Below are 23,086 nucleotides of genomic sequence, written 5' to 3'. Positions count from 1 at the left end.
TGGCAAACCCTAAGGCCGGTCTGGACCCAACCCCTTATGGGAGCAGCCGATGCGGATAACCTTTTTAGGAACGGGCGCTGCCGGTGGTGTGCCACTTTACGGTTGTCGTTGCGCGGCCTGTTCCGTCGCCAAAACGAACGCAGCTTTTGTGCGCGAGCCCTGCTCTGCCCTGATCGAATCAGGAACCACCCGTATTCTGATTGATGGCGGCCTGATGGACCTGCACAAACGCTTTGCTCCCGGCGAGTTGGATGCCATTGTGCTGACGCATTTTCACCCTGATCATGTTCAGGGACTGTTTCACCTGCGCTGGGGCAAGGGGCCGAGCATCCCCGTGTTCATGCCGCCTGACCCTGACGGCTGCGCCGATCTTTTCCGCCATCCTGGCATACTGGATTTCAACCCTCAAAAAGCGTTCTCTGCATTTGAAATCGGGGGGTTAAAGGTCACACCTGTGCCGTTGATCCACTCGAAGCCCACCTTTGGCTACGTCTTCGAGGTGGCAGGTGGCTCCACGTTTGCCTATCTGACCGATACTCGTGGCCTGCCCCAAGACACCCAACACTTTTTACAAATAATGAAGCCTGATGGGCTGGCAATAGACTGCTCATTCCCGCCGTCTGATCAGCCGAAAGGCCATAACGACTGGACCATGGCTCTGCATTGCATTCAAGCCGTAGATCCTGCCCGGGCATGGCTCATCCACATCAGCCACGAGCTGGATAACTGGCGCCAGACCACAAACCCGGACTTGCCGAATCGTATAAAGGTTGCCCAGGATGGGGACCGGGTAGATTTCACACTCCCGTCTTAAAACCTTCAAATACCTGTCATATAAACGACATCGAACCGTCACAGCCGCCAGAGACACTACCTGCACACGTTGGAAACACGACAGGGTAGGCGATCTATGGGTCCCGAAATTCAGGTTCAGGGTTTATCAAAGACGTTTGGCAAAAACAAACGCAAGGATAAAGCCCTCAGGAACATCAACCTTTCCATTGAATCCGGCGAGATGGTGGCTCTTATCGGCCCCTCCGGTTCTGGCAAATCCACACTCCTTCGCCACTTGGCCGGGCTGAGCTGCGGCGATGAAGACAGCGGCGAAATTCGGGTACTGGGACAAGTCGTGCAATGCAACGGACGGCTGTCACCGGACGTCCGAAAAACGCGGGCACGCATAGGCTATATCTTTCAGCAGTTCAACCTTGTGGGCCGCATGAAAGTCATGACCAATGTGCTCACCGGCGCCCTGGGGCGCGTGCCCGGTTGGCGTGGATGCCTCGGTTTGTTTAATGCCGAAGAAAGAGCACTGGCCCTGAAATGCCTGAACCGCGTTGGAATGGATCTGTGGGCAACCCAGCGGGCATCCTGTCTGTCTGGCGGCCAGCAGCAACGGGTTGCCATCGCCCGCACACTTACTCAGAAAGCCGAAGTGATTCTTGCCGACGAACCCATCGCTTCGCTGGATCCTGAATCAGCCCGCCGTGTCATGGAAATTCTTGCCGATATTAATAATCAGGACGGCCGCACCGTTGTGGTCACACTTCATCAAGTCGATTACGCCCGCGAATTTTGCCACCGAGCGGTAGCACTGAAGGCTGGCGAAATAGTGTATGACGGCCCATCCGCGAATCTGACCCCCGCGGTGCTGGCCAGTATTTACGGTACCACCTCATTCGACATCGACGGCGAACCCGTCAAGAACCGAAAAGTCCCCACACCCGCCAAAGGGTTTGCCCTGGCAGCCACCGGCTGACCGGAAAACGGCCCGGTATTTTCACTAACACTCAAAATCACAGGAAACAATCATGTTCAAACAATGGATAGGCCGTATGACCCTGGCCGCAGCCGTCACAGTCGGCGCCGCTGGCTTGCAGGCAGAAGAACTGAAGACGCTCAATTTTGGCATCATTTCGACCGAATCTTCCAGCAATCTGAAAGGCGTCTGGGAACCTTTTCTTGAAGACATGTCTGCAAAGCTAGACATGGAGGTGAGAGGTTTCTTTGCACCGGATTATGCCGGCATCATCCAGGCAATGCGCTTCGACAAGGTCGACATTGCCTGGTACGGCAACAAGTCGGCCATGGAAGCTGTCGACCGTGCCGGTGGTGAAATTATGGCTCAGACCGTTGCAGCGGACGGCTCACCGGGCTACTGGAGCTTGATGATCGTTCACAAGGACAGCACCCACCTGAATACGGTCGAAGATGTTCTGGCCAACGCCAAAGACCTTACGTTTGGTAATGGCGACCCGAACTCCACCTCCGGTTTTCTGGTACCCAGCTACTACATTTTTGCCAAAAACGGCGTCAGTCCCAAAGAAGCCTTCAAACGCACTCTAAACTCGAGTCATGAAACCAACGCCATGGCCGTGGCTAACAAACAGGTAGACGTGGCCACCTTCAATACCGAGAGCATGGCGCGGTTGCAGCTTACCTTTCCGGAAAAAGCGGACAACCTCAAAGTGATCTGGAAATCACCGCTGATTCCGTCTGACCCACTGGTCTGGCGCAAAAACCTGCCTGAGCAAACCAAACAGAAGGTCTACGACTTCCTGATGAGCTACGGCACTACCGGCGACGAACAAGAATTGAAAATCCTGGCTGACCTTCAGTGGGCGCCCTTCCGTGCTTCGAGCAATGACCAGCTGATCCCCATTCGACAGCTCGAAATGTTCAAGCAAAAAGCGGCCATCGAGAACGACAGCCGTTACTCAGCACAGGAAAAGACCGAAAAGCTGGCTGACATCGAAGCCCAGCTGGCCGGTCTGGATCGGCGGCTTGCAGCGCTAGGCGCTGCCCGCGAAGAGTCCAACTGATAAGCCCCGGGGCTGGCTTATACCGCCAGCCCTTTTTCGCGCCAGAGAAGACCCCGGCACCTCCAGACGTAAACGCGACAGGCAGCTCTCATGCATAGCGCATCAACACACTCACATCTTCCCGAAGGCCTAAACAACCTGCTTTCACGGAACTGGGCGGCCTTGCTGGGCTGGGGCATCACCGGCGCGGTCCTGGTCTGGGCCTGGGAGGGCGCCGAAATGAATCCGGCGGCCCTGGTTGCCGACGGTAACAACATGGCCGTGTTCGCCGCCGATTTTTTCCCGCCTGATTTTCATAATTGGCGGCTCTATCTAAGCGAGATGGTCACCACCGTACAGATTGCGATCTGGGGCACCGTGATGGCCGTCATTCTGGCCATCCCTTTCGGAATCATGTCCTCGGAAAATCTGGTGCCCTGGTGGATCTGCCAACCGGTTCGCCGCCTGATGGATTCGTTCCGCGCCATCAACGAGATGGTCTTTGCCATGCTGTTTGTGGTCGCTGTGGGGCTGGGGCCGTTCGCCGGGGTCATGGCGTTGTTTATCCACACCACCGGGGTGCTGGCAAAACTGTTTTCCGAAGCTGTGGAGGCCATTGACCCGGGGCCGGTAGAAGGTGTCCGGGCCACTGGAGCCAGCGGTCTGCAGGAAATAATTTACGGCGTGATCCCGCAGGTTCTGCCGTTGTGGATTTCCTATTCACTGTACCGGTTCGAGTCCAATGTCCGCTCCGCCACGGTTGTGGGCATGGTGGGTGCCGGTGGCATCGGCGTGATTCTCTGGGAGAGCATGCGTGGCTTCCAGTTCGCTCAAACCTGCGCCGTGATGATCATCATTATCCTGGTCGTGACCTCACTGGATATCACTTCTCAGTGGATCCGCAAACGCTTTATCTAGATAACTGACCCATCTACAGGAGCAAACGGCCCATGACCCATGCCCAGGCCTTTTCGCAGAAACTTTCACAGAACTCTTCACAAACTACGGATTCCACGTCCGAAGTCACTAATCGTCAATATTGGATGTCGGTATTGGCAAGAGCAGATCTTAATGATCTGGAGACTTACTGGCAAAACCTGCCAAACCGACCGACTTTCCGCCACCTGCGTAAACCGGAAATTGGCATGGCTATGGTGCGTGGTCGCACCGGAGGCACCGGTTCGCCCTTTAATCTCGGCGAAATAACGCTTACCCGATGTGTGGTGGAGCTGGGTAGCGGTGCACAGGGCTTTGGCTATGTTACTGGCCGCAGCCGGCGCCACGCAGAACTGGCGGCACTGTTCGACGGCCTGATGTGCGAAAACAGCGGCAAGCACGGCCCTGCATTGATACAGCCACTGCACGAGCAGTGGCTGACACGCCGTGAAGAGGTCTCCCGCAAAGCCGCCACAACCAAAGTTAACTTCATGACCATGGTAAGAGGGAGCTAGCCGATGACCGCGACAAACGAGATTCACCCACCCGCAATGCCGGGGCTCTCACCAGCACTCTCCACAACCTTCTCCACAACATTCTCACTAGCCGGACTTTGCGCCGGATTCGACGATCCGGTACATCAGTCACAACAGGTGTTTCGTCGCGCGCTCACCGCGCTCTCTGAGCCCGGAACCGTGCAAAACGTGACGGAAAGCCCAGCGCCTGAAGGCGCAAACATTGCTTCATACCAGCTTTGCCTGGCACTTCTGGACGCGGAAACACCCTTGTGGATTGCGCCGGTCTTACGAACCGATGCCCTGGTGAGCGCGCTGCGTTTTCACTGTGGCTGTCGCCTTGTGGCCGAACCGGGCCAGGCAGAGTTTGCCCTGATATCACCGGATTTCGACGGCGATCTGACCCATTTTGCCCAAGGCAGCCATGAATACCCAGACCGTTCCACCACGGTGATCGTGCAGGTGGAAAACCTGGATGCAGCCAGCACCTGGGCCCTGCATGGCCCGGGGATCGATGGCGTACGCAAGGTCGGCATCGCCGGCCTGGACCCGCGTTGGCCTGGCATGCTGGCTGATAATTGCAGTCGCTTTCCTTGTGGAGTTGACCTTCTGTTCACCGCCGGAACGGCCCTGATGGGTCTGCCACGCACCACCCGAGTGGAGATATAGCATGTACGTAGCTGTCAAAGGCGGCGAAAAAGCCATCGATCAGGCCCACAGCTGGCTCGACGAAACCCGCCGCGGCGACACCTCGATACCGGAACTGAGCGTTGCCCAGATTCGCCAACAAATGGGGCTCGCGGTAGACCGAGTGATGGCCGAAGGCTCTCTTTACGACCCGGAACTTGCAGCACTGGCACTCAAGCAGGCCAGCGGCGATGTTATTGAGGCCATATTCCTTCTGCGGGCCTATCGCACGACTCTGCCGCGCTTCCTCGCGTCTGTGCCAATGGAAACCAACACCATGGCTATCCGGCGCCGGATTTCCGCCGCCTACAAGGATCTGCCTGGCGGCCAGGTGTTAGGCCCCACCTACGATTACACCCATCGATTGCTGGATTTTACGTTGCTGGCCAATGGTGAGCGGGGCTCAACAACACCCTCCGGCGACGAAACGGTGGAAGACTGCCCGCGGGTACTGGATTTCCTCAACAGCGAGGGGCTGATTGAAAGCCCACTGGCCAATAGCGGTCGCATTCAATCCGACGCTTCAGCCGAGTCAGAAGCGCCTGCCGATCTTACCCGCCAGCCACTGGACTATCCCGCTGGCCGGGACCTGCGCCTACAAGCCCTGGCCCGCGGCGACGAGGGATTCCTGCTGGCACTCGCCTATTCTACCCAGCGCGGTTACGGCCGTAATCACCCGTTTGCAGGGGAAATCCGCCAAGGCGAAGTGGCGGTGGAAATCGCGCCGGAAGAACTGGGCTTTCCCGTTATTGTCGGTGACATCCAGGTTAGCGAATGCGACATGATCAACCAGTTTATCGGCACCGAAACCGAGGCACCACGCTTCACCCGTGGCTACGGCCTGGCGTTTGGCAATTCCGAGCGCAAGGCACTGGCGATGGCGCTGGTGGATCGCGCGCTGCGGGCGCGGGAACTGGGTGAGGACGTGGTCTCGCCGGCGCAAGACGAGGAGTTTGTTCTCGCCCACTGCGACAACCTCGACTCCTCGGGTTTCGTGTCTCATCTGAAGCTACCCCACTACGTTGATTTTCAGTCTGAGCTGGTATTGCTGCGACGACTCCGGAAAGAGTTTGAACAACGCAAATCAGGCCACCAGGGCCCAAAAGTGAACACCACATCCAAACCCGGCAACCAAGATGAGCCGAGCATGGACAACGAACAACACCGTGAGGTGAAACAGGCATGACCAGCGCAGCTCTTAACCACAACCCTGGCAACCCGGATGACAGCCAGAGTGACGGCCAGAATGACAGCCAAAGTAACAGCACCGGCTATAACTTCGCCTACCTGGACGAGCAGACCAAACGGATGATTCGCCGATGCCTGCTGAAAGCCGTGGCGGTGCCAGGGTACCAGGTACCCTTCGGCGGACGCGAGATGCCTTTGCCCTATGGCTGGGGCACCGGTGGCATGCAGGTCACGGCCACTATTATCGGTCAGGATGACGTTCTCAAAGTGATCGACCAGGGCGCAGACGACACCACCAATGCGGTCAGCATCAGGCGCTTTTTTGCCCGCACCGCCGGCGTTGCCACCACAGAATCTACCCGTGACGCGAGCGTTATCCAGACCCGTCACCGGATACCGGAGACGCCGCTCAGCCACGGCCAGATACTGGTCTATCAGGTACCAATTCCCGACCCTCTGCGCTTTATCGAGCCGCGGGAAACCGAGACCCGGAAAATGCATGCGCTGCAGGAATACGGGGTGATGCACGTCAAGCTGTATGAGGACATTGCCCGCTTCGGCCACATCGCCACCACCTATGCCTACCCGGTCAAGGTCAACGGCCACTATGTGATGGACCCTTCGCCCATACCCAAATTTGACAACCCAAAGATGCACAGCAACCCGGCGCTACAGCTGTTCGGCGCTGGCCGGGAGAAACGCATCTACGCCATCCCGCCGTTCACCCGTGTTGAAAGTCTCGATTTCGAGGATCACCCCTTTGAGATCCAGGGTTGGGACCAAACCTGCGAGTTTTGCGGATCGGACCATTCCTTCCTGGATGAAGTGGTGACCGACGATGAGGGCGGGCGCATTTTCATCTGTTCTGACACTGACTATTGCAACCAGCGCTTCGAGACCGGCGCCCGTCAGGAGGCTGTATGACGAACACGGCAATCGCCATGACACAAGAGGGCTTGGCCGAGCCTCTGCTGAAGGTAAACGATCTGCGCAAACTCTACGCCCCCGGCAAAGGCGTAGATGGCGTCGACTTTGAACTTTGGCCCGGCGAAGTACTGGGAATAGTGGGCGAGTCCGGCTCTGGCAAAACCACGCTACTGCAATGCCTCTCTGGAATGCTGACACCAGATTCCGGACAGATTGAGTACACAGGCAAACAGGGCGACAAACTCGACATCTACGATATTACCGAGAGCCAGCGCCGGCTTCTGCTGCGCACCGACTGGGGGATTGTCCACCAGCATCCACGGGATGGCCTGCGGATGGGCGTAAGCGCCGGCGCCAATATTGGCGAGCGCTTGATGGCCATCGGTGAGCGTCATTACGGCAACCTGCGTTCAACAGGGGAAGCCTGGCTGCGAGAAGTGGAGATCGATACTGCCCGTATTGATGACCTGCCCCGCACCTTTTCCGGAGGCATGCAGCAGCGCCTTCAGATTGCCCGCAACCTGGTCACCCAGCCGCGCCTGGTCTTCATGGATGAGCCCACCGGCGGGCTCGATGTTTCGGTTCAGGCCCGCCTGCTGGATATGCTGCGTAACCTGGTGGTAGACCTGGGCCTTTCTGTTGTGCTGGTTACCCACGACCTTGCTGTCGCCCGATTGTTATCCCACCGGCTCGTGGTTATGCGTGGCGGCAAGGTGGTTGAGCAGGGCCTTACCGACCAGATACTGGATGACCCACAGCATCCTTACAGTCAGTTGCTTGTGTCTTCGGTGTTGACCCCGTGATACCGCACTGTATTAGAACTGGAGAACTGCAATGACGGTCATGATCCAGGTTTCCGACCTGAACAAACGATTCACCCTGCACAACCAGGGTGGTGTTTCCTACCCTGTCCTCACGGAGGTGTCCTTTAGCGTGAACGCTGGCGAATGCGTCGTGCTGGACGGGCGCTCCGGGTCCGGTAAAAGTACCCTTTTGCGTTCGCTTTACGCCAACTATAAGCCCCAGTCCGGTCAACTTCATGTTCGACACCAGGGCGAGCTTACCGACTTGGTCACAGCAACACCCAGGCAGATTCTGACCATCCGGCGGCAAACCCTGGGCTATGTCAGCCAATTCCTGCGGGTTATTCCCCGAGTATCGACCCTTGAAGTGGTGATGGAACCGCTAAGGGCCCTGGGCGTAGACCGGGAGACCTGTCGCGAAAAAGCCTCCGGATTGCTGCGCCAGCTGAACATACCCAAGACGCTCTGGCACCTGGCTCCCTCGACCTTTTCCGGCGGCGAGCAGCAGCGGGTCAATATCGCCCGGGGCTTTGTGGTTGATTACCCCATCCTTTTGCTGGACGAACCCACGGCTTCTTTGGACGCAGACAACTGTGCTGTCGTGGTGTCGCTTATCCAGCAGGCCCGGGATCGCGGCGCGGCTATTGTAGGAATTTTCCACGACGCCGGGCTACGCGACCAGCTGGCCGACCGCCGAATACCCCTGATCAGCCCCGCAAAAGAGGAAGCAGCATGAGCGCCATGGACCTGACACTGGAACGGCCGCAGCTTGAAAGCAGTGAATTACTGCTCACCAACGCCCGTATTGTGACTGAAAACGAAGTCTTTACCGGCACACTCAAAGTCCGGAATGGTTTGATCAGTGCTATAGATCGGGGGAACACCCGGGCAGCCAAAGCCCAGGATTGCCAGGGAGCCTATCTGATTCCGGGACTGGTGGAGCTGCATACAGACAACCTTGAAAAGCACTTTTCGCCACGGCCGGGCGTTATCTGGCCCAGCCACCCGGCCGTGCTCACCCACGACGCCCATATTGTATCGTCTGGCATAACCACGGTATTCGACGCGTTGTCCGTCGGTGATATTGTTGATGACAGCAACCGCCTGACCCACCTCAGGACCCTCATCGACGCTCTGTCGGAAACACGTGATGCGGGCATGTTGCGGGCGGATCACCTGCTGCACTTGCGCTGCGAAGTCAGTTTTGGCGAAACCCTGCAACTGTTCGAAGACCTGGTTGATCATCCCCTGCTCCAGCTTGTTTCAGTCATGGACCACACACCAGGGCAGCGTCAATTTGTTCGGGAAGACAAGTACCGGCAGTATTACAAGGGCAAGCACAACCTCAGCGACGCTGAAATGGACGCCTTCACCCACACGCGCAAGGAATCTGCTCTGCTGCACAGCGACCGAAACCGCAAAGCCATAGTCGCCATCTGCCAGGCCAGAGGCATCCCGCTGGCCAGCCATGATGACGCGACCCTGGACCACGTTGCAGAGTCGGCAGCATTGGGTATGCGTATTGCGGAATTCCCCACCACCCGGGAAGCGGCTAAAGCCTCCCATGACCAAGGGTTGCGGGTATTGATGGGTGCGCCCAATATTGTGCGGGGAGGCTCTCACTCAGGCAACATTGCAGCAGCCGAACTGGCCTCCGCCGGGGTGCTCGATATACTGTCTTCAGACTATTATCCCGCCAGCATGCTGGACGCGGCATTTCGCCTGGCCAGCATGGAAGACAACGACTATGACATGGCTCGGGCCATCGCCACCATCACTGCAACCCCCGCACGCTGCGCCAACCTCCATGACCGCGGCGTGATCGAACGCGGCAAACGGGCGGACCTGGTGCTGGTGGAACCCAGAAATCAACTGCCGGTGATTCAAAACGTCTGGCGAAGCGGAAAACGCGTGTATTAAAACGCTACTGAGGAGCTAAAGGTGCCAGAATCAAACAGTAAACAGTCCCTCACGGCCGGGCTGGGACGCCTGTTTTACATTATGGGGGCGTCAGGAGCGGGCAAAGACACGCTGCTCCGAGGCTGCCGGGGAGGCTCTACCGATGACCTGAGACCACTTGTGGCCCACCGCTATATAACCCGGAAACCGGATGGCGGCACCGAGCGCCATATCTGGCTTTCAGACACCGAGTTCGAGCAGCGGGTAGCCATAGATGCCTTTGCCATGCACTGGTCAGCTAATGGTTTCCGCTACGGAATCGGCCGCCAGATCGACCAGTGGCTTGCTCGCGGTGGCCAGGTACTGGTGAATGGATCCCGCGGCTATCTCGATGAGGCTCGGGCGCATTATGGCGACACGCTTATTCCAGTACTGATCCGTGTCGACCCGGACCGGCTGCAACAGCGCCTGATGCTGCGCGGCCGGGAATGCGCTGATCAGATCGACGCGCGGATTCGCCGTGCCCGGGAGCTGGAACAGCAGCTCCCTTCAGACTGCCTTGTGATCGAGAACAATGGCAACGTGGAAGACGCCGTATCCAACCTGTTGGCTGCGATCGCAGAACAACAGAACGGTCACCAAGCGGGCTGCGTGAAGGCCTCCGTTCAAGGTATTGATAGCAAATGAAAACCAGCCCAAGCGGCTATATCCAGTGCCGACGTTTGAAGAACCAGAGCAACCCCAGAACGGTTAGAATCATGACGCCCCAGACCATCGGGTAACCGTAATACCAGCCCAGTTCTGGCATCGACCAGGGGCTGCCCGGGTGTTCAAAATTCATGCCGTAAACACCCACCAAAAACGTCAGCGGAATAAAGATGGTCGCGATGATCGTCAACACCCTCATGGTCTCATTGGTGCGCTGGCTGATACTGGACAGGTAGATATCTAGCATACTGGCAGCCATATCGCGAAAGCTTTCCAATAATTCGATAATCTGAATGCTGTGGTCGTAACAGTCCCTGAAATACACCAGGGTGTCTGCCAGAATCAGCTCGTCTTCACCCCGCATCAACGTTGTGATCAGTTCCCGCTGGGGCCAGAGCACCCGGCGTAAGGTCAGCAGTTCGCGCTTAAGCTCATGCAATAACGCCAGCGTTTTCTGACTCGGGCGTTCCAGCAACTCCTCCTCAAGCGCTTCAAGCTGGCCGCCGAATTGTTCCAGTACCGGAAAACCGGCATCAATAATAAAATCCATCAGCGCATACAGCAGATAATCGATTCCGCGGTCATCAAAGCGGCGGTTGTTGGGTTGCCGCATGCGCTTGCGCACCGGCTCAAAAGGGTCATTTGCCAGAGGGCAAAAGCAGATCAGATAGTTCTTTCCAACGAAAAGGCTCACCTGAACCAGCTCCAAATTCTGGCCATCGTAAACAGGCAGTGTCGCGATGATGAAAATCTGGTCGTCATACAGTTCGATTTTGGGACGTTGGCCACTGTTGATGATGTCCTCCAGCGCCAGGTCGTGAAGATCAAACAGTTCACCAAAATCTCGAAGGGTATCTGGATCGATATGCCCGTTTACCTGAATCCAGGTTTTACTCTCCCGGGCCAGAAATGGCTGGCAATCGCGCGCTGACGCAAGTTGGTGCTCCTCAACCGAGGTCTCCGTGTAATCAATCAGCTTTATGGTAACCGGCGCTACCGGTTTTTGAATGGTCACCAGAGTTCCGGGAGCCGTGCCTGGGCTGTGGTAGTGTTTGTTAAAATAAGCCATATATCATTCGCCCGGGCGCTGTTTGACGGTTTAATGGGCCAGCGTGTTTTCTCGAAATGCCCCAGCCTGATCGTTTTTAGTGGTGCTTTTCGTGAAATTTCTCACTCTGCAACCAGAATTATAGACGCTGATTAGAGCCATGCTAGAGTGATAAAACTAGCAGGACCAAGGCTAGAGCGATCATTGTAAGAACCATGAGTAAACTAACATGGCGGCTCACAAACGAGCTGTCTTAAAACTACGCAGGGGTTTAAAGATGATTTTCGGAATCGCCTGGTTCGCAATGATGTGGCTTGGTCTAGTGATGGTCGCACTGGTGGTTGCAGTGCTGTTCATTGTGCGCCGAAAAAACGATGTTGGTGGTGATAGCACAACCACCACTCACCAGCCGCAAAGCGAGGCTCGGCAGCAAGTGCTTGAAAAGATTAAGGGCATGCATGCCTCGACTGAAGGTCTCCGTGGCCGCGCCCGGATAAAAGCCCTGCGGCGCCATATGGATAGCATGAGCGACGGTCTGAAACTCGTCTCGGATATCCGCCCCGCTGCAGATGGCGAACCCAATGGGGAATGGGTGATTGCACCCGGATCAGACCCCAATCGGCGAATTCTCTACATTCACGGCGGTTCCTGGATCGCCGGCAGCCCCAAAAGCCATCGCGCAATCACTGATCGTTTGTCTAGGTTGGCCCATGCCTGCGTATTCGCCGTTGATTACCGGTTAATGCCGGAAAACCGTTATCTGGACGGTATTATCGACTGCCAGCAGGCTTACCGCTGGATGCTCGATAACGGCCCGGATGGGAAGTCTGCGGCTGATTTTGTGGTGATCGCCGGGGACTCTGCCGGCGGCAGTCACACTCTGGGCCTGATTGCCTGGATACGAGACCAGAATCTGCCATCACCGAATGCCGCGATTGCCCTGTCACCCTCCACCGAGCTCATGCTTACGTCACTAAGCAAGAGAGCCAACCTGAAAACCGATGCCATGCTTGGGCCCACCATTGAGAAACTGGGGCGAATACCCTCGCCGCTGCTGTGGTGGGGAACGGTTTTGGGCATTCGCATATTACCCACCAGCCCAATGGCCTCACCCCTGCGGGGAAAGCTCCACAATCTGCCGCCAACACTGATCCACGTCAGCGAATCGGAGTTGCTGCACGAAAACGCCCAACGGTATGTATCAAAGGCGCAAGAGGCCGGCTCGCCGGTGGAAATGAAAACCTGGCCCGACATGGTTCATGTTTGGCACATGTTTACGCCACTGTTACCAGAGGCGGAAGAGGCGTTTGACGACATAAGCGGATTTTTAGCGCGGGTGGAAGCAGGTTCAGCGGCGCCTTAGCTCAGCAACCGCTCTTTGGCTTCATTAACACGGGCGGCCAGGTAGTTACTTCCACCGCGGTCCGGGTGCATTTTCTGCATCATTCTGCGGTGGGCCTGAATAATTTCGTCGCGGCTGGCGCCCTCCTGAAGCCCCAGAATATCCAGAGCTTCGCTGTCGGTCAGAGTGCCGCTACTGTTCGAGCTTTCGCGCTCACCGTTCTGCTCGCCGTTTTGGGCCCTGTCATCGCCAGTCGGATCGTCAGTACGCCAGGAATCGCCGAAGCGGCGGTCTAAATAGGTTTCCAAAAGCCGGGCAGAGTCCTCATCCTGGTCCCGGCAGTACTGCAATAGCCCGATGAATTCACTCTCGGCCAAATCCGCCAGCGCCCGCCCGGCCATAGGGCCCTTCACTATTTCACCGGTCATATCTCCGGAGTCGTGATCCAGGGTCATCTTGAGGATGTCACTGGACACATGGGACTGGTTGCCAGGTTTTGCCTTCGCCTGGCCGCTTCCCATCATGCCCGACAGGCGCCCCATCAATAGCGAAGGCAGAACCCGCCGTAACAGAGGGAACAGGAAAGCCAACCCTGCAAACAAGATCGGCAGGCGGCCGGTGATGGCCATCAGAACCACCATCACAACACCCGCAATCACCACCAGCTTGATGATGGCCGGTTTTTGCTGGCCGGGCGGTTGGTTACGCAGCCAGAACCAGGCAACAACGGTCATCACAGCAATCAAAAGCACTAATGGCACTCGGATACCTCGGGCCGGTTGGCCCACTGGTTAATGGAAATAAGCGCTAACGGATTTGCTGGGTCAGGCGCCTGACTTCTGGTGAGCTGCGACTGGAATAGTCTTGCAGCGCTTTCGCTCCCCCGGAAGCATAGACCGCAACAGCGGCCATAAGATCCTTCAGCATTTGCGGGCTGTTACTGTTAAAGGGTGCATAGGCGCCGCCCGACAGTTTGGCAACCTGCTGAAACACTGCTTTGGCGTGTGCATCGGCACCCTCAAGGAACATAAACACCGGGGTGCGCAGCATGCCAAGCTCGCCGGCAATATGACAGAGCTCGTCTACCGGCTCCTCACAACAGTCCCCAATAAACACCACGGCTTTGACGGCCTTCGCCCGGGTTTCTTCCCTGGCGTGGGCCAACACCCTGTGAATCTGGGTACGGCCGCCCAGGCAGGATACGCCATTCATCAGGTTTAGCAGCTGGCTGGTCTGGTTTACAAACCCGGTGGCCTTGAATTCCCCATAACCGCGGTAGTAGCAAAGTTGAATGGCTAGGCCGCCCAAATCCCGGGTCGCCAGAAAAAGCTCACTCTGCAAGTGGCAGGCCTGGTCCCAGGTAGCCTCACGGCTGGCAGTAGCATCCAGAGCAAAAATTAGTCTGCCCTGCTCTCCACCTTGCGTTCCCCCTTGCTGGGGCAACTTGCGGACCTGGTGGATAAACTGGTCAATCGACTTTTTATCAGATTTCGTACGGAGCTCTTTGTCAGACATACGCTTTTGCAATCCGCCCTGTTCTGCCAATGTATTAGTACAAGCTTAGGGTAAATAATACGCAATTCACAGGCCTGGCAGACCACATTGGCCAATGCTCACGCGCCTAAAAGAGCACATGAGCATTCAATCGAACCACTTCCGCCGGGGCTTCTCCGCCGAACGCTCTTATTGCAGACTGTCGTTGCAAACATAGGTACCTTGCCTAATGGTGCTTTGCTGCTACTATAAGTGTTCAATTGAACATCTTATAACAACAACCTGGCGGAACGGGTCCTCTCAGGGTGTTCAATTCAAGGCATGAGGCTCTCATGCAGGGACCGTTTCCAGTGGAGCATCTCAATGAATATGCAGAAAAAACTGTTCTCAGGCACCTTGCCGTCCGTCACCCTGGCAGCTTCGGCTTTGCTGTTTGCTTTCAGCAGCCCTGCTCTGGCGGACTGTGAACGAGGTGCACTCGATGCCATGTACTGCGATGTAAACGGCGACATGGTAGCCGACTTGCCAACAGACGAGTCGGAGTGGGTTAATCCCGATACCTTGATTTTTGCCTACACGCCCGTTGAAGATCCGGCCATTTATTCGGATATCTGGCAGCCTTTCATTGACCACCTGGCAAAAGTGACCGGTAAAGATGTTCGCTTCTTCGCCGTGCAATCCAATTCTGCCCAAGTAGAAGCTATGCGCAGTGGACGCCTGCACATTGCCGGCTTTTCCACCGGCCCAACACCTTTCGCCGTTAACCTTGCCGGAGCAGTTCCCTTTGCGCTGATGGGCTCAGACACGGGTCAGTTTGGTTATACCTTGCAAGTGTTCACTCATAGCAGTTCTGACATTTATGAAATGGCAGACCTGAAAGGCAAGCGGGTTGCGCATACGTCGCCAACCTCTAACTCGGGCAACCAGGCACCCAGAGCGCTGTTTCCGGAAATGGGGATAGTACCGGGTGAAGACTACGAAATTTCATTTTCGGGCAGCCACGATCAATCCATGCTCGGTGTGGTCGCTCGCGATTACGATGCCGCGCCAGTCGCCTCAGAAGTGGTAGAGCGCATGGCCGCGCGTGGGTTGTATGACGTAGACGACGTGCGCCTGATTTGGGAGTCAGATCGCTTCCCGACAACGTCTTATAACTATGCACACAACCTGCACCCTGACCTGGTTGAAAAAGTTCGCGAGGCCTTCTACACCTTTAAATTCGCCGGCACCGAGCTGGGTGACGAGTTTGAAGGCGTCGAAACCTTCATTCCGATCACCTATAAGGACAACTGGCGCGTCATTCGCACCATTCAGGCGTCCAATGGCGTTCAGTACACCCCCGATAATCTTCAATAAGAAAACCGGAGCCTCTGGCTAATCCGTCAGAGGCTCTATCCGGAGTTAATCACATGTTAGAGATTACCAACCTCGTCAAGCGATACGGGCAGAACGATCCTGTGCTCAAAGGCCTTGATCTGACGGTCGATGGCAGCAGTGTTGTTTCCATTGTTGGCGCTTCAGGCGCCGGGAAAAGTACCCTGTTGCGCTGCATCAACCGGTTGGTCGAACCGACATCGGGTTCGATCAAGCTAAACGGCCACGAGTTGGTCAATCTTCGCGGAAGTGCATTGCGTCATTCCCGCCGACGCATCGGTATGGTTTTTCAGGGTTTTAACCTGATTGATCGTTTAACGGTTATGGAGAACGTGCTGTCCGGGCGCTTGGGTTACGTGTCTTTTTTCCAGGCTTTAACCCGCCGCTTTCCGCAAACTGATATCGACCGCGCCTTCAACTTGATGGAGCGCGTGGGCATTGCCCAATACGCTGACAAACGCGCAGACCAGCTATCGGGTGGCGAGCGGCAGCGTGTTGCGGTGGTACGTGCGCTGATGCAAGAGCCGCAGATTTTGCTGGCCGATGAGCCAACAGCTTCGCTGGATCCCAAAACGTCGCAGCAAATCATGAGCCTGTTGCAAAGCCTGGCGAGTGAAATGTCACTGCCGGTGTTGATCAATATTCACAACGTAACCCAGGCGCGAATGTATACCGACCGCATTGTGGGCATGCGCCATGGCCAAATGATTTTTGACGGCGAACCCAAAGATTTCAACCAGGATGCCCTGGACGCCATATACGGCGGTATTGAATCGCCGGAAGAAGATGGTGAGGACTCAGGAAAGCAGGCATCCCAGAATCAGGAGGCTTCGGCATGACACGCGTCAAAGCTGGAGCCGGCGCCCAGTCAGGCAGGGTCTGGAAAAAGCCACCGTTTATAGCCAACCCTTGGGTTCGATACGGCCTGATTGCGATAGCTATGACGTATCTTTACTGGGCATTTTCAACCTTGCCTTTTAATTGGGATCGGGTTTCCGAAGGGCTGCCCCGGGCTGCTCAGATTTTTGGTGGCGCATTTCCACCCAGTTTTGAGCGCGGAGGTCTGTTATGGACAGGGTTCAAGGAAAGTTTTCAGATTGCCTTTCTGGCGACCCTGATGGGTGTTGGTCTGTCGCTGCCCATCGCGGTGATGGCCGCTAAAAATGTCGCGCCCTTGCCTATTTATCTGTTGGGACGTGCGCTGATTGTTATATCCCGCAGCTTCCACCCGGTCATCGTGGCCATCCTTTTTGTGGCCGCGGTCGGTTTTGGCCCGCTGGCGGGCATTCTCACCCTAACCCTGTATTCCATCGGCTTTGTGGCCAAGTTATTGGCTGAGGAAATCGAAGAGATCGACTGGGGTCAGGTCGAAGCCATGCGCTCGGTGGGCGCCGGTTACTTTAAAATACTGGTCTTTGGGGTTTTTCCACAGATTATGCCACGCCAGATAGGTCTGTCTATGTACCAGCTGGACAGCAACCTTCGCGCTTCGGCGGTGGTCGGTATTGTAGGTGCAGGCGGCATTGGTGGCACGTTGATGAACGCCTTCGGACGTTACGATTACGATTTCGCATTTGCCATTCTGCTGATGATTATCGGGATCATTTTGATCAGTGAAGGGTTCAGCGGATGGGTGAGGAAAAAAGTATGGTAGATCACGCTGTTAAACTGAAAGACCGTGTCTGGTCGCGCTATGACCGAAAAGAGCAGCTGATCCGTTACGGGATTTACCTGGTAACGTTGGTGGCCGTTGTCTGGGCAATAAAAGACATCGACATTTTCTGGCCCTGGGTATGGGACGCCCCCAATCAGATTCAAAGCCTGGGTTCACGCATGTGGCCACCGGAATTTAGTCGGTGGGAAGCGATTTTCCACGCCATGTTGGAAACCGTTCATATTGCCACGCTGTCGACCGTGCTGACGATATTCATCGCCTTACCGGTGTCCTACATTGCGGCGCAAAATACAACGCCGAACAAGGCAACGCTGTGGCTTGGCCGGTTTATTCTGGTATCCAGCCGTTCAGTGAACACCATTATATGGGCACTGCTGTTTGTGGCCATTTTTGGCCCGGGCGTACTGGCCGGTATTCTGGCGGTTATGTTCCGGTCCATCGGATTCATTGGCAAGCTGATGGGCGAGGCCATTGAAGAGATTGATCGCAACCCGGTAGAAGCCATGCAGGCAACGGGCGCCAGTAAAATGAAGGTGGTGCTTTACGCGATTGTACCCCAGGTAATGCCGGCATTTTTTGCCATCATTATTTTGCGCTGGGACATCAATATCCGTGAGTCTACCGTTTTGGGCCTGGTGGGCGCCGGCGGTATCGGGGTGTTGCTGCAGGGGTCGATTGACCTGTTCGCCTGGCAGACAGTTGCAACAATTCTGTTAGCCATCATTGTTCTGGTTATTCTGGGCGAAGCCATTACCAGTGTTCTGCGCAAAAAAGTAATCTGAACGAGAAAGCAGACGATATGTTGAAGAATTTTGAGTTTGGTAACGCCGATATTCTGTTCACCGATGTAGACGATACGCTGACCACCGCCGGCCAGCTGCTGCCCGAAACCTATCTCGCGATTTGTCGCCTGGCGGCGGCAGGCATCCGCGTAATTCCGGTCACCGGTGGCTGCGCCGGCTGGTGTGATCAGATCATTCGAACCTGGCCGGTAACCGCCGTGATTGGTGAAGGCGGTGCTTTTTACGCAGAACGCACGGCACCCATGACCGTTTGTTGGCACTATTGGGATAATGAATTGTCCCATCGTGAAGACCAGGCTCGCATTTTGGCGGCTGTTGCTGCATTGAAGCTGGACTTTGAACCCAAACTGGCCAGCGACCAGGCCTTTCGTTATGTAGATGTCGCGGTGGATTATAACCAGCAGGAGTCTTTGAATCCGCAACAGGTGGCGGAGATTCACGACGCGCTTAAAGTGCAGGGATTCAACGTTCGGGAAAGCTCGATTCATATCAACGTCTGGCAGGGAGACTTCGATAAATCCACCATGGCAATGCGGGTAGGCCGTGATTTACTGGGCCTGGATCCGCAGGCATTGCGGCAGCGCTCTGTGTTTATTGGAGATGCGCCCAATGACGAATGTATGTTCGGCAACTTCCCGCTGAGTATCGGTGTGGCAAACATTCGCAAGCACCTGCCGGTAATGACCCACCAACCAGCCGCGATCGCCAGCCAGCCGTCCGGCCTGGGGTTTGCTGAAATGGCAGATGCGTGGCTGCAGCAACGCACCGAGTCTGGGCTGAGCCAGGCCGACACCCGCCGCGCATAGCAACAACATGAGTCAACTGACCGTGACTGTAAACTGATGGGCGCCAAAGAGCGGCAATACAGCATAATAGAATGGGTGCACGAGCAGGAGCATGTCGAAGTTGACGACATTGCAAAGCGCTTTGGTGTCACTACTCAGACCATTCGTCGCGACATCAATAAGCTCTGCGAGCAAGGCTTGTTGCGCCGTCGTTACGGGGGCGTCAGCTTACCACCCAGTGCTGCCACTCATCTCATTGACGAACTACAGGTGCGTAATTTACGGGCCAAGCAGCGCATGGCCGAGCATGTCGCAGCGGATATTCCGGAAGGGGCCACCGTCAGCCTTGGAGTGGGCAGTACCATTGAGCGGGTAGCGCAAGCGCTGATCCATCACCGGTCGCTCAAGATTTTAACCAACAACCTCCGCGTGGCCGCAGCGCTTTCAGTGAACCCCAATATCGACGTTATCGTGTCTGGCGGACAGTATCGGCATAAAGACCAGGACGTGGTCGGGCCCGAAGTCACTCATTTCTTCAGTTCCTTCGTCACCGACTTTGGCATCATCAGTACTGGCAGCATGGATCTTCAGCACGGCTTGATGGATCACGATATCCGTGAGGCCGAAGTCAGCCGGGCCATTATAAGCAATACCCGGGGCCGTCTGCTGGTGGCCGATCACAGCAAATGGACTCTGAGTTCATACTGCAAAGTTGCCTCATTCAAGTATGTTGATCGCTTATACACCGACGTTATGCCCAATCAGCAACGGGATGGCCTCCCGGACTCGGTAAGCATTATCGAATGTGGCGAAGGGTAAAACGTTTACGCGCTTGCTCTGCGCCGGCCCGAACGACGCAATCCGCGGCGTGGTCGTTGATCAGTCCCATCGACTGCATGAAGGCGTAAGCCGTGGTTGGCCCGATGAACTGCCACCCCAGCTTCTTAAGCGCCTTCGACAAGGCGATGGACTCCGCGGAAGTCGATACTGTTTGTAGATCCGCGGGCGGCTTTGCGTCAGGCTCAAAACGCCATACGAAAGCGGCCAGGGAACTCCCCTGCTCGACGAGCTTTTTCGCCAGTCGCGCATTGTTGATCACGGCCTCAATCTTGCCGCGATGCCGAATAATGCCTTCATCCATCATTAAACGTTCGACACTGCACTCGTCGAAGCATGCGATTTTGTTGAAATCGAAATGATGGAAGGCCGCACGGAAATTCTCGCGCTTCGCCAGAATGGTGCGCCAACTCAATCCGGACTGAAAGCCTTCAAGACTCAATTTTTCAAACAAACGAACATCATCACCCACGGGAAAGCCCCATTCGGTGTCGTGATAAACGCGCAGCTCCGGTACTGTGCCACACCAACGGCAACGCGGTTTCCCCTCAGGCCCTTCTATCGTCGCGCTAATACGGTCATCCTCCATTTTTTAGTCCATCCCATTATCTTGTGTCCTACCATTCTCTGTTAGCTATGGTTAACTTTCACCGAATTGAAAGACGTTCGGCGTCAAAAACTGGATAATAGCCGCAATCTAAGGCCATAAAGCGCCAAATTCTACAAATCGGTACTCTCGCAATGGAAATCAACGTCAATTTTCTCGACAACCTCCGCATTGAAGCCAAATTTGACGACTTCTCGGTGATTGCTGACCAGCCTATTCGTTATAAAGGCGACGGTTCAGCGCCCGGCCCTTTTGACTACTTTTTGGCGTCATCGGCGTTGTGTGCGGCCTATTTTGTGCGGGTGTATTGCATAGCTCGGAACATTCCAACCAACAATATTCGCCTGTCACAAAACAACATTGTGGATCCCGAGAACCGCTATAACCAGATTTTTAAAATTCAGGTCGAGCTGCCAGAGGACATTTCTGATAAAGACAGACAAGGCATTGTGCGTTCCATCGACCGCTGTACGGTAAAGAAGGTGGTCCAAACCGGCCCTGAATTTCAGATTGAAATCGTAGACAGCCTGGATGAAGATGCCCAGGCCTTGCTGATGACCAAGCCAGAAGGCGACGCCAGCACCTATATTTTGGGTAAAGACCTGCCGGTGGAGCAAACCATCGCCAACATGACTGCCATTCTGGCGGATCTGGGCATGAAGATTGAAATCGCATCCTGGCGCAATATTGTGCCTCACGTTTGGTCACTGCACATTCGCGACGCGGCCTCACCCATGTGCTTTACCAATGGTAAAGGCTCAACAAAAGAAAGCGCCCTGTGCTCGGCGCTGGGCGAGTTTATTGAGCGTCTGAACTGCAACTTCTTCTATAACGATCAGTTTTTTGGCGAAGAAATCGCCAACAGCGAGTTTGTTCATTACCCCAATGAACGCTGGTTCAAGCCAGGGCCCAATGACGAACTGCCACAGGGCATTCTGGATGAACACTGCCTGGCCATCTACAACCCGGATGATGAACTGTGCGGTTCTAACCTGATTGACACTAACTCCGGCAACGCAGAGCGCGGAATCTGCGCGCTGCCCTTTGTGCGCCATTCAGACGGCGAAACGGTGCACTTCCCCAGCAATCTGATTGAGAACCTTTTCCTGAGCAACGGCATGAGTGCGGGTAACACCCTGTTTGAGGCGCAAGTTCAGTGCCTGTCAGAGATTTTTGAGCGGGCGGTCAAAAAACGGATCATTCAGGAAGAACTTGCACTGCCGGATGTGCCCCTACACGTATTGGAAAAATACCCCAACATTCTGGAAGGCGTTCGGGCGCTGGAAGCACAGGGATATCCGGTGTTGGTCAAAGACGCCTCCCTTGGGGGCCAGTTTCCGGTGGCTTGTGTCGCGTTGATGAATCCGAAAACTTCTGGCGTTTTTGCCTCTTTCGGTGCGCATCCGACTCTGGAAGTGGCGCTGGAACGCAGCCTCACCGAGTTGATGCAGGGCCGCAGCTTTGAAGGTCTGAACGATTTCCCGCCCCCGACGTTCAACAGCCTTGCGATCACCGAGCCCAACAATTACGTAGAACACTTCATTGATTCCAGCGGTGTAATCTCCTGGCGTTTCTTCAGCGCCAAAGCGGATTTTGAGTTTAACGAGTGGGATTTCTCGGGCACCAACGAAGAAGAAGCCGCCTACCTGTTCAACATCATCAAAGACCTGGGCAAAGAAGTGTATACAGCGGTGTATGAAGACTTGGGCGCCCCGGTCTGCCGCATGCTGGTGCCTGACTATTCCGAGGTTTACCAGATAGAAGATCTGATCTGGGACAACACCAATCGGGCCCTGGATTATCGCGAAGACATTCTCAACCTCCACTCTTTGAATGACAACCAGCTGAATGCCCTGGTGGAGCGCCTGGAAGAAAGCCAGATCGACGATTACACGGACATCATTACCTTGATCGGTATTGAATTCGACGAGAACACGGTCTGGGGCCAGCTCACCATTCTGGAGTTAAAGCTGCTGATCAACCTGGCTCTGGAACAGTACGAAGACGCCCTTGAACGGGTCGAAACCTTTATCCAGTTCAATGACAATACCGTGGAACGCGGGTTGTTTTATCGGGCGGTGAACGCGGTGCTGGAAATTGTTATCGATGACGAACTTGAGCTGAGTGATTACCTATTTAATCTCAAGCGACTGTACGGTGAACAGACCATGGACGCGGTGGTAGGTTCGGTGAATGGCGACCTGCGCTTTTACGGCCTTACCCCAACCAACATGCAGCTGGAAGGCCTGGACAAACATCTGCGGCTGATTGAAAGTTATAAAAAGCTGCACGCAGCACGAGCCGCCAGAGTTTGAATGACACCTGAGTGCGTCACGGAACCAGTGTCAGTGCATCAACTTTATTTTTCAGCAACTGCATCTAAACCAGACGTCGACGCGTTTTACCTATGTGTATTCAAACTGTAAACGCTGAGGAATAAATAATGAAAAACATAGGTAATCTGTAAGCGCCCTTAAACCGACCCACTTGCCCTCAGTCGAACTGCGGCACTTTTTTTGAGACTCGCTCTAGTTTGACGTTCCATGGCAGCAGTGCTTCCAGCTTCTCCAACGTGTCAGCGTCGGCAATGCGCTCCAGAACATGCTGGATATAAACCGACGGTTCCAGTTTGTTCGCTTTAGCGGTTTATGCCGAAC

24 protein-coding genes and 1 pseudogene are annotated in these 23,086 nt (G+C 55.4%); 20 read left to right on the top strand and 5 right to left on the bottom strand.

The features are described from left to right. Positions 1-49 precede the first annotated feature (49 nt). The 12 genes from phnP (at position 50) to phnN (ending at position 10,443) form a co-directional block, all read left to right on the top strand. Positions 50-814, top strand: coding sequence for a phosphonate metabolism protein PhnP (phnP, locus tag ATI45_RS02505; protein ID WP_098418135.1), 765 nt, complete (start codon positions 50-52; stop codon positions 812-814). Positions 815-910: 96 nt separating this feature from the next. Beyond that, complete coding sequence (phnC, locus tag ATI45_RS02500; RefSeq protein ID WP_098418134.1) at positions 911-1,759, top strand: phosphonate ABC transporter ATP-binding protein; 849 nt, start codon at positions 911-913, stop codon at positions 1,757-1,759. A 52-nt stretch (positions 1,760-1,811) separates the two neighbouring features. Next, positions 1,812-2,822, top strand: a complete 1,011-nt coding sequence (gene phnD / locus ATI45_RS02495) for a phosphonate ABC transporter substrate-binding protein (protein WP_098418133.1) — start codon at positions 1,812-1,814, stop codon at positions 2,820-2,822. A 90-nt stretch (positions 2,823-2,912) separates the two neighbouring features. Further along, entirely contained in the window at positions 2,913-3,719 is an 807-nt protein-coding gene (gene phnE, locus ATI45_RS02490; RefSeq protein ID WP_098418132.1) for a phosphonate ABC transporter, permease protein PhnE, read from the top strand. Positions 3,720-3,751: 32 nt separating this feature from the next. After that, positions 3,752-4,252, top strand: a complete 501-nt coding sequence (gene phnG, locus ATI45_RS02485) for a phosphonate C-P lyase system protein PhnG (RefSeq protein ID WP_098418131.1) — start codon at positions 3,752-3,754, stop codon at positions 4,250-4,252. Positions 4,253-4,255: 3 nt separating this feature from the next. Continuing rightward, entirely contained in the window at positions 4,256-4,921 is a 666-nt protein-coding gene (gene phnH, locus ATI45_RS02480; protein ID WP_098418130.1) for a phosphonate C-P lyase system protein PhnH, read from the top strand. A 1-nt stretch (position 4,922) separates the two neighbouring features. Then, on the top strand, positions 4,923-6,125 hold the full coding sequence (locus ATI45_RS02475) for a carbon-phosphorus lyase complex subunit PhnI (RefSeq protein WP_098418129.1): 1,203 nt from the start codon (positions 4,923-4,925) through the stop codon (positions 6,123-6,125). Then, positions 6,122-7,051: an alpha-D-ribose 1-methylphosphonate 5-phosphate C-P-lyase PhnJ gene (locus ATI45_RS02470; protein ID WP_098418128.1), complete on the top strand. Its 930-nt coding sequence runs from the start codon at positions 6,122-6,124 to the stop codon at positions 7,049-7,051. Before ATI45_RS02475 ends, ATI45_RS02470 begins: the two co-directional genes overlap by 4 nt. After that, a complete protein-coding gene (gene phnK / locus ATI45_RS02465; RefSeq protein ID WP_098418127.1) occupies positions 7,048-7,857 on the top strand; it encodes a phosphonate C-P lyase system protein PhnK in 810 nt (269 codons plus the stop codon). Before ATI45_RS02470 ends, phnK begins: the two co-directional genes overlap by 4 nt. 31 nt (positions 7,858-7,888) lie before the next feature. Continuing rightward, positions 7,889-8,593, top strand: a complete 705-nt coding sequence (gene phnL, locus ATI45_RS02460) for a phosphonate C-P lyase system protein PhnL (protein ID WP_098418126.1) — start codon at positions 7,889-7,891, stop codon at positions 8,591-8,593. Next, positions 8,590-9,777: an alpha-D-ribose 1-methylphosphonate 5-triphosphate diphosphatase gene (locus tag ATI45_RS02455; protein WP_098418125.1), complete on the top strand. Its 1,188-nt coding sequence runs from the start codon at positions 8,590-8,592 to the stop codon at positions 9,775-9,777. Before phnL ends, ATI45_RS02455 begins: the two co-directional genes overlap by 4 nt. Before the next feature lie 21 nt (positions 9,778-9,798). Next, positions 9,799-10,443, top strand: a complete 645-nt coding sequence (phnN, locus tag ATI45_RS02450) for a ribose 1,5-bisphosphokinase (RefSeq protein WP_098418124.1) — start codon at positions 9,799-9,801, stop codon at positions 10,441-10,443. A 16-nt stretch (positions 10,444-10,459) separates the two neighbouring features. Here phnN and corA read toward each other — a convergent pair whose 3' ends face one another. After that, positions 10,460-11,533 carry a magnesium/cobalt transporter CorA gene (gene corA, locus ATI45_RS02445; protein ID WP_098418123.1) on the bottom strand — a complete coding sequence of 358 codons (1,074 nt, stop codon included), beginning with the start codon at positions 11,531-11,533 and terminating at the stop codon, positions 10,460-10,462. A 256-nt stretch (positions 11,534-11,789) separates the two neighbouring features. Here corA and ATI45_RS02440 point away from each other — a divergent pair, with 256 nt between their 5' ends. Continuing rightward, on the top strand, positions 11,790-12,875 hold the full coding sequence (locus ATI45_RS02440; protein WP_179888373.1) for an alpha/beta hydrolase: 1,086 nt from the start codon (positions 11,790-11,792) through the stop codon (positions 12,873-12,875). On the opposite strand, the gene ATI45_RS02435 is transcribed toward ATI45_RS02440, so the two are convergent. Together ATI45_RS02435 and ATI45_RS02430 are read right to left on the bottom strand one after the other, a co-directional pair. Then, positions 12,872-13,615, bottom strand: a complete 744-nt coding sequence (locus ATI45_RS02435) for a molecular chaperone DnaJ (RefSeq protein ID WP_098418122.1) — start codon at positions 13,613-13,615, stop codon at positions 12,872-12,874. The two genes, ATI45_RS02440 and ATI45_RS02435, sit on opposite strands and share 4 nt — an antisense overlap. A 46-nt stretch (positions 13,616-13,661) precedes the next feature. After that, a complete protein-coding gene (locus ATI45_RS02430; RefSeq protein ID WP_098418121.1) occupies positions 13,662-14,369 on the bottom strand; it encodes a hypothetical protein in 708 nt (235 codons plus the stop codon). A 342-nt stretch (positions 14,370-14,711) separates the two neighbouring features. Between ATI45_RS02430 and phnD (ATI45_RS02425) the strand changes: the two genes are divergently transcribed. The 6 genes from phnD (ATI45_RS02425) to ATI45_RS02400 are packed head-to-tail and all read left to right on the top strand — an operon-like array spanning position 14,712 to position 19,804. Continuing rightward, positions 14,712-15,704, top strand: a complete 993-nt coding sequence (gene phnD, locus ATI45_RS02425; protein ID WP_098418120.1) for a phosphate/phosphite/phosphonate ABC transporter substrate-binding protein — start codon at positions 14,712-14,714, stop codon at positions 15,702-15,704. A gap of 53 nt (positions 15,705-15,757) precedes the next feature. Further along, a complete protein-coding gene (gene phnC, locus ATI45_RS02420) occupies positions 15,758-16,561 on the top strand; it encodes a phosphonate ABC transporter ATP-binding protein (protein ID WP_098418119.1) in 804 nt (267 codons plus the stop codon). Then, positions 16,558-17,376 carry a phosphonate ABC transporter, permease protein PhnE gene (gene phnE, locus ATI45_RS02415; RefSeq protein WP_098418118.1) on the top strand — a complete coding sequence of 273 codons (819 nt, stop codon included), beginning with the start codon at positions 16,558-16,560 and terminating at the stop codon, positions 17,374-17,376. Before phnC (ATI45_RS02420) ends, phnE (ATI45_RS02415) begins: the two co-directional genes overlap by 4 nt. Further along, positions 17,370-18,179 carry a phosphonate ABC transporter, permease protein PhnE gene (gene phnE, locus ATI45_RS02410; protein WP_098418117.1) on the top strand — a complete coding sequence of 270 codons (810 nt, stop codon included), beginning with the start codon at positions 17,370-17,372 and terminating at the stop codon, positions 18,177-18,179. Before phnE (ATI45_RS02415) ends, phnE (ATI45_RS02410) begins: the two co-directional genes overlap by 7 nt. 17 nt (positions 18,180-18,196) lie before the next feature. Continuing rightward, the gene (locus tag ATI45_RS02405) at positions 18,197-19,006 is read left to right on the top strand and encodes an HAD-IIB family hydrolase (protein ID WP_098418116.1); all 810 of its coding nucleotides are present in this window, start codon (positions 18,197-18,199) and stop codon (positions 19,004-19,006) included. A gap of 36 nt (positions 19,007-19,042) precedes the next feature. Then, complete coding sequence (locus ATI45_RS02400; RefSeq protein ID WP_098418115.1) at positions 19,043-19,804, top strand: DeoR/GlpR family DNA-binding transcription regulator; 762 nt, start codon at positions 19,043-19,045, stop codon at positions 19,802-19,804. Here ATI45_RS02400 and ATI45_RS02395 read toward each other — a convergent pair. Continuing rightward, positions 19,782-20,411 (bottom strand): DNA-3-methyladenine glycosylase I, encoded by a 630-nt coding sequence (locus ATI45_RS02395; protein WP_218926103.1) that lies wholly within the window; start codon positions 20,409-20,411, stop codon positions 19,782-19,784. The two genes, ATI45_RS02400 and ATI45_RS02395, sit on opposite strands and share 23 nt — an antisense overlap. 152 nt (positions 20,412-20,563) lie before the next feature. Here ATI45_RS02395 and ATI45_RS02390 point away from each other — a divergent pair, with 152 nt between their 5' ends. Next, a complete protein-coding gene (locus ATI45_RS02390; RefSeq protein ID WP_098418114.1) occupies positions 20,564-22,744 on the top strand; it encodes an OsmC domain/YcaO domain-containing protein in 2,181 nt (726 codons plus the stop codon). Positions 22,745-22,922: 178 nt separating this feature from the next. On the opposite strand, the pseudogene ATI45_RS02385 reads toward ATI45_RS02390, so the two are convergent. After that, positions 22,923-23,075 (bottom strand): annotated as a pseudogene (locus tag ATI45_RS02385) (transposase domain-containing protein); the annotation flags it as partial. Between the last annotated feature and the right edge of the window lie 11 nt (positions 23,076-23,086).

This window comes from Marinobacter sp. LV10MA510-1 (assembly GCF_002563885.1).
In the GTDB taxonomy this organism is placed as follows: Bacteria; Pseudomonadota; Gammaproteobacteria; order Pseudomonadales; family Oleiphilaceae; genus Marinobacter.
This window is presented reverse-complemented; position numbering and strand designations above follow the sequence as displayed.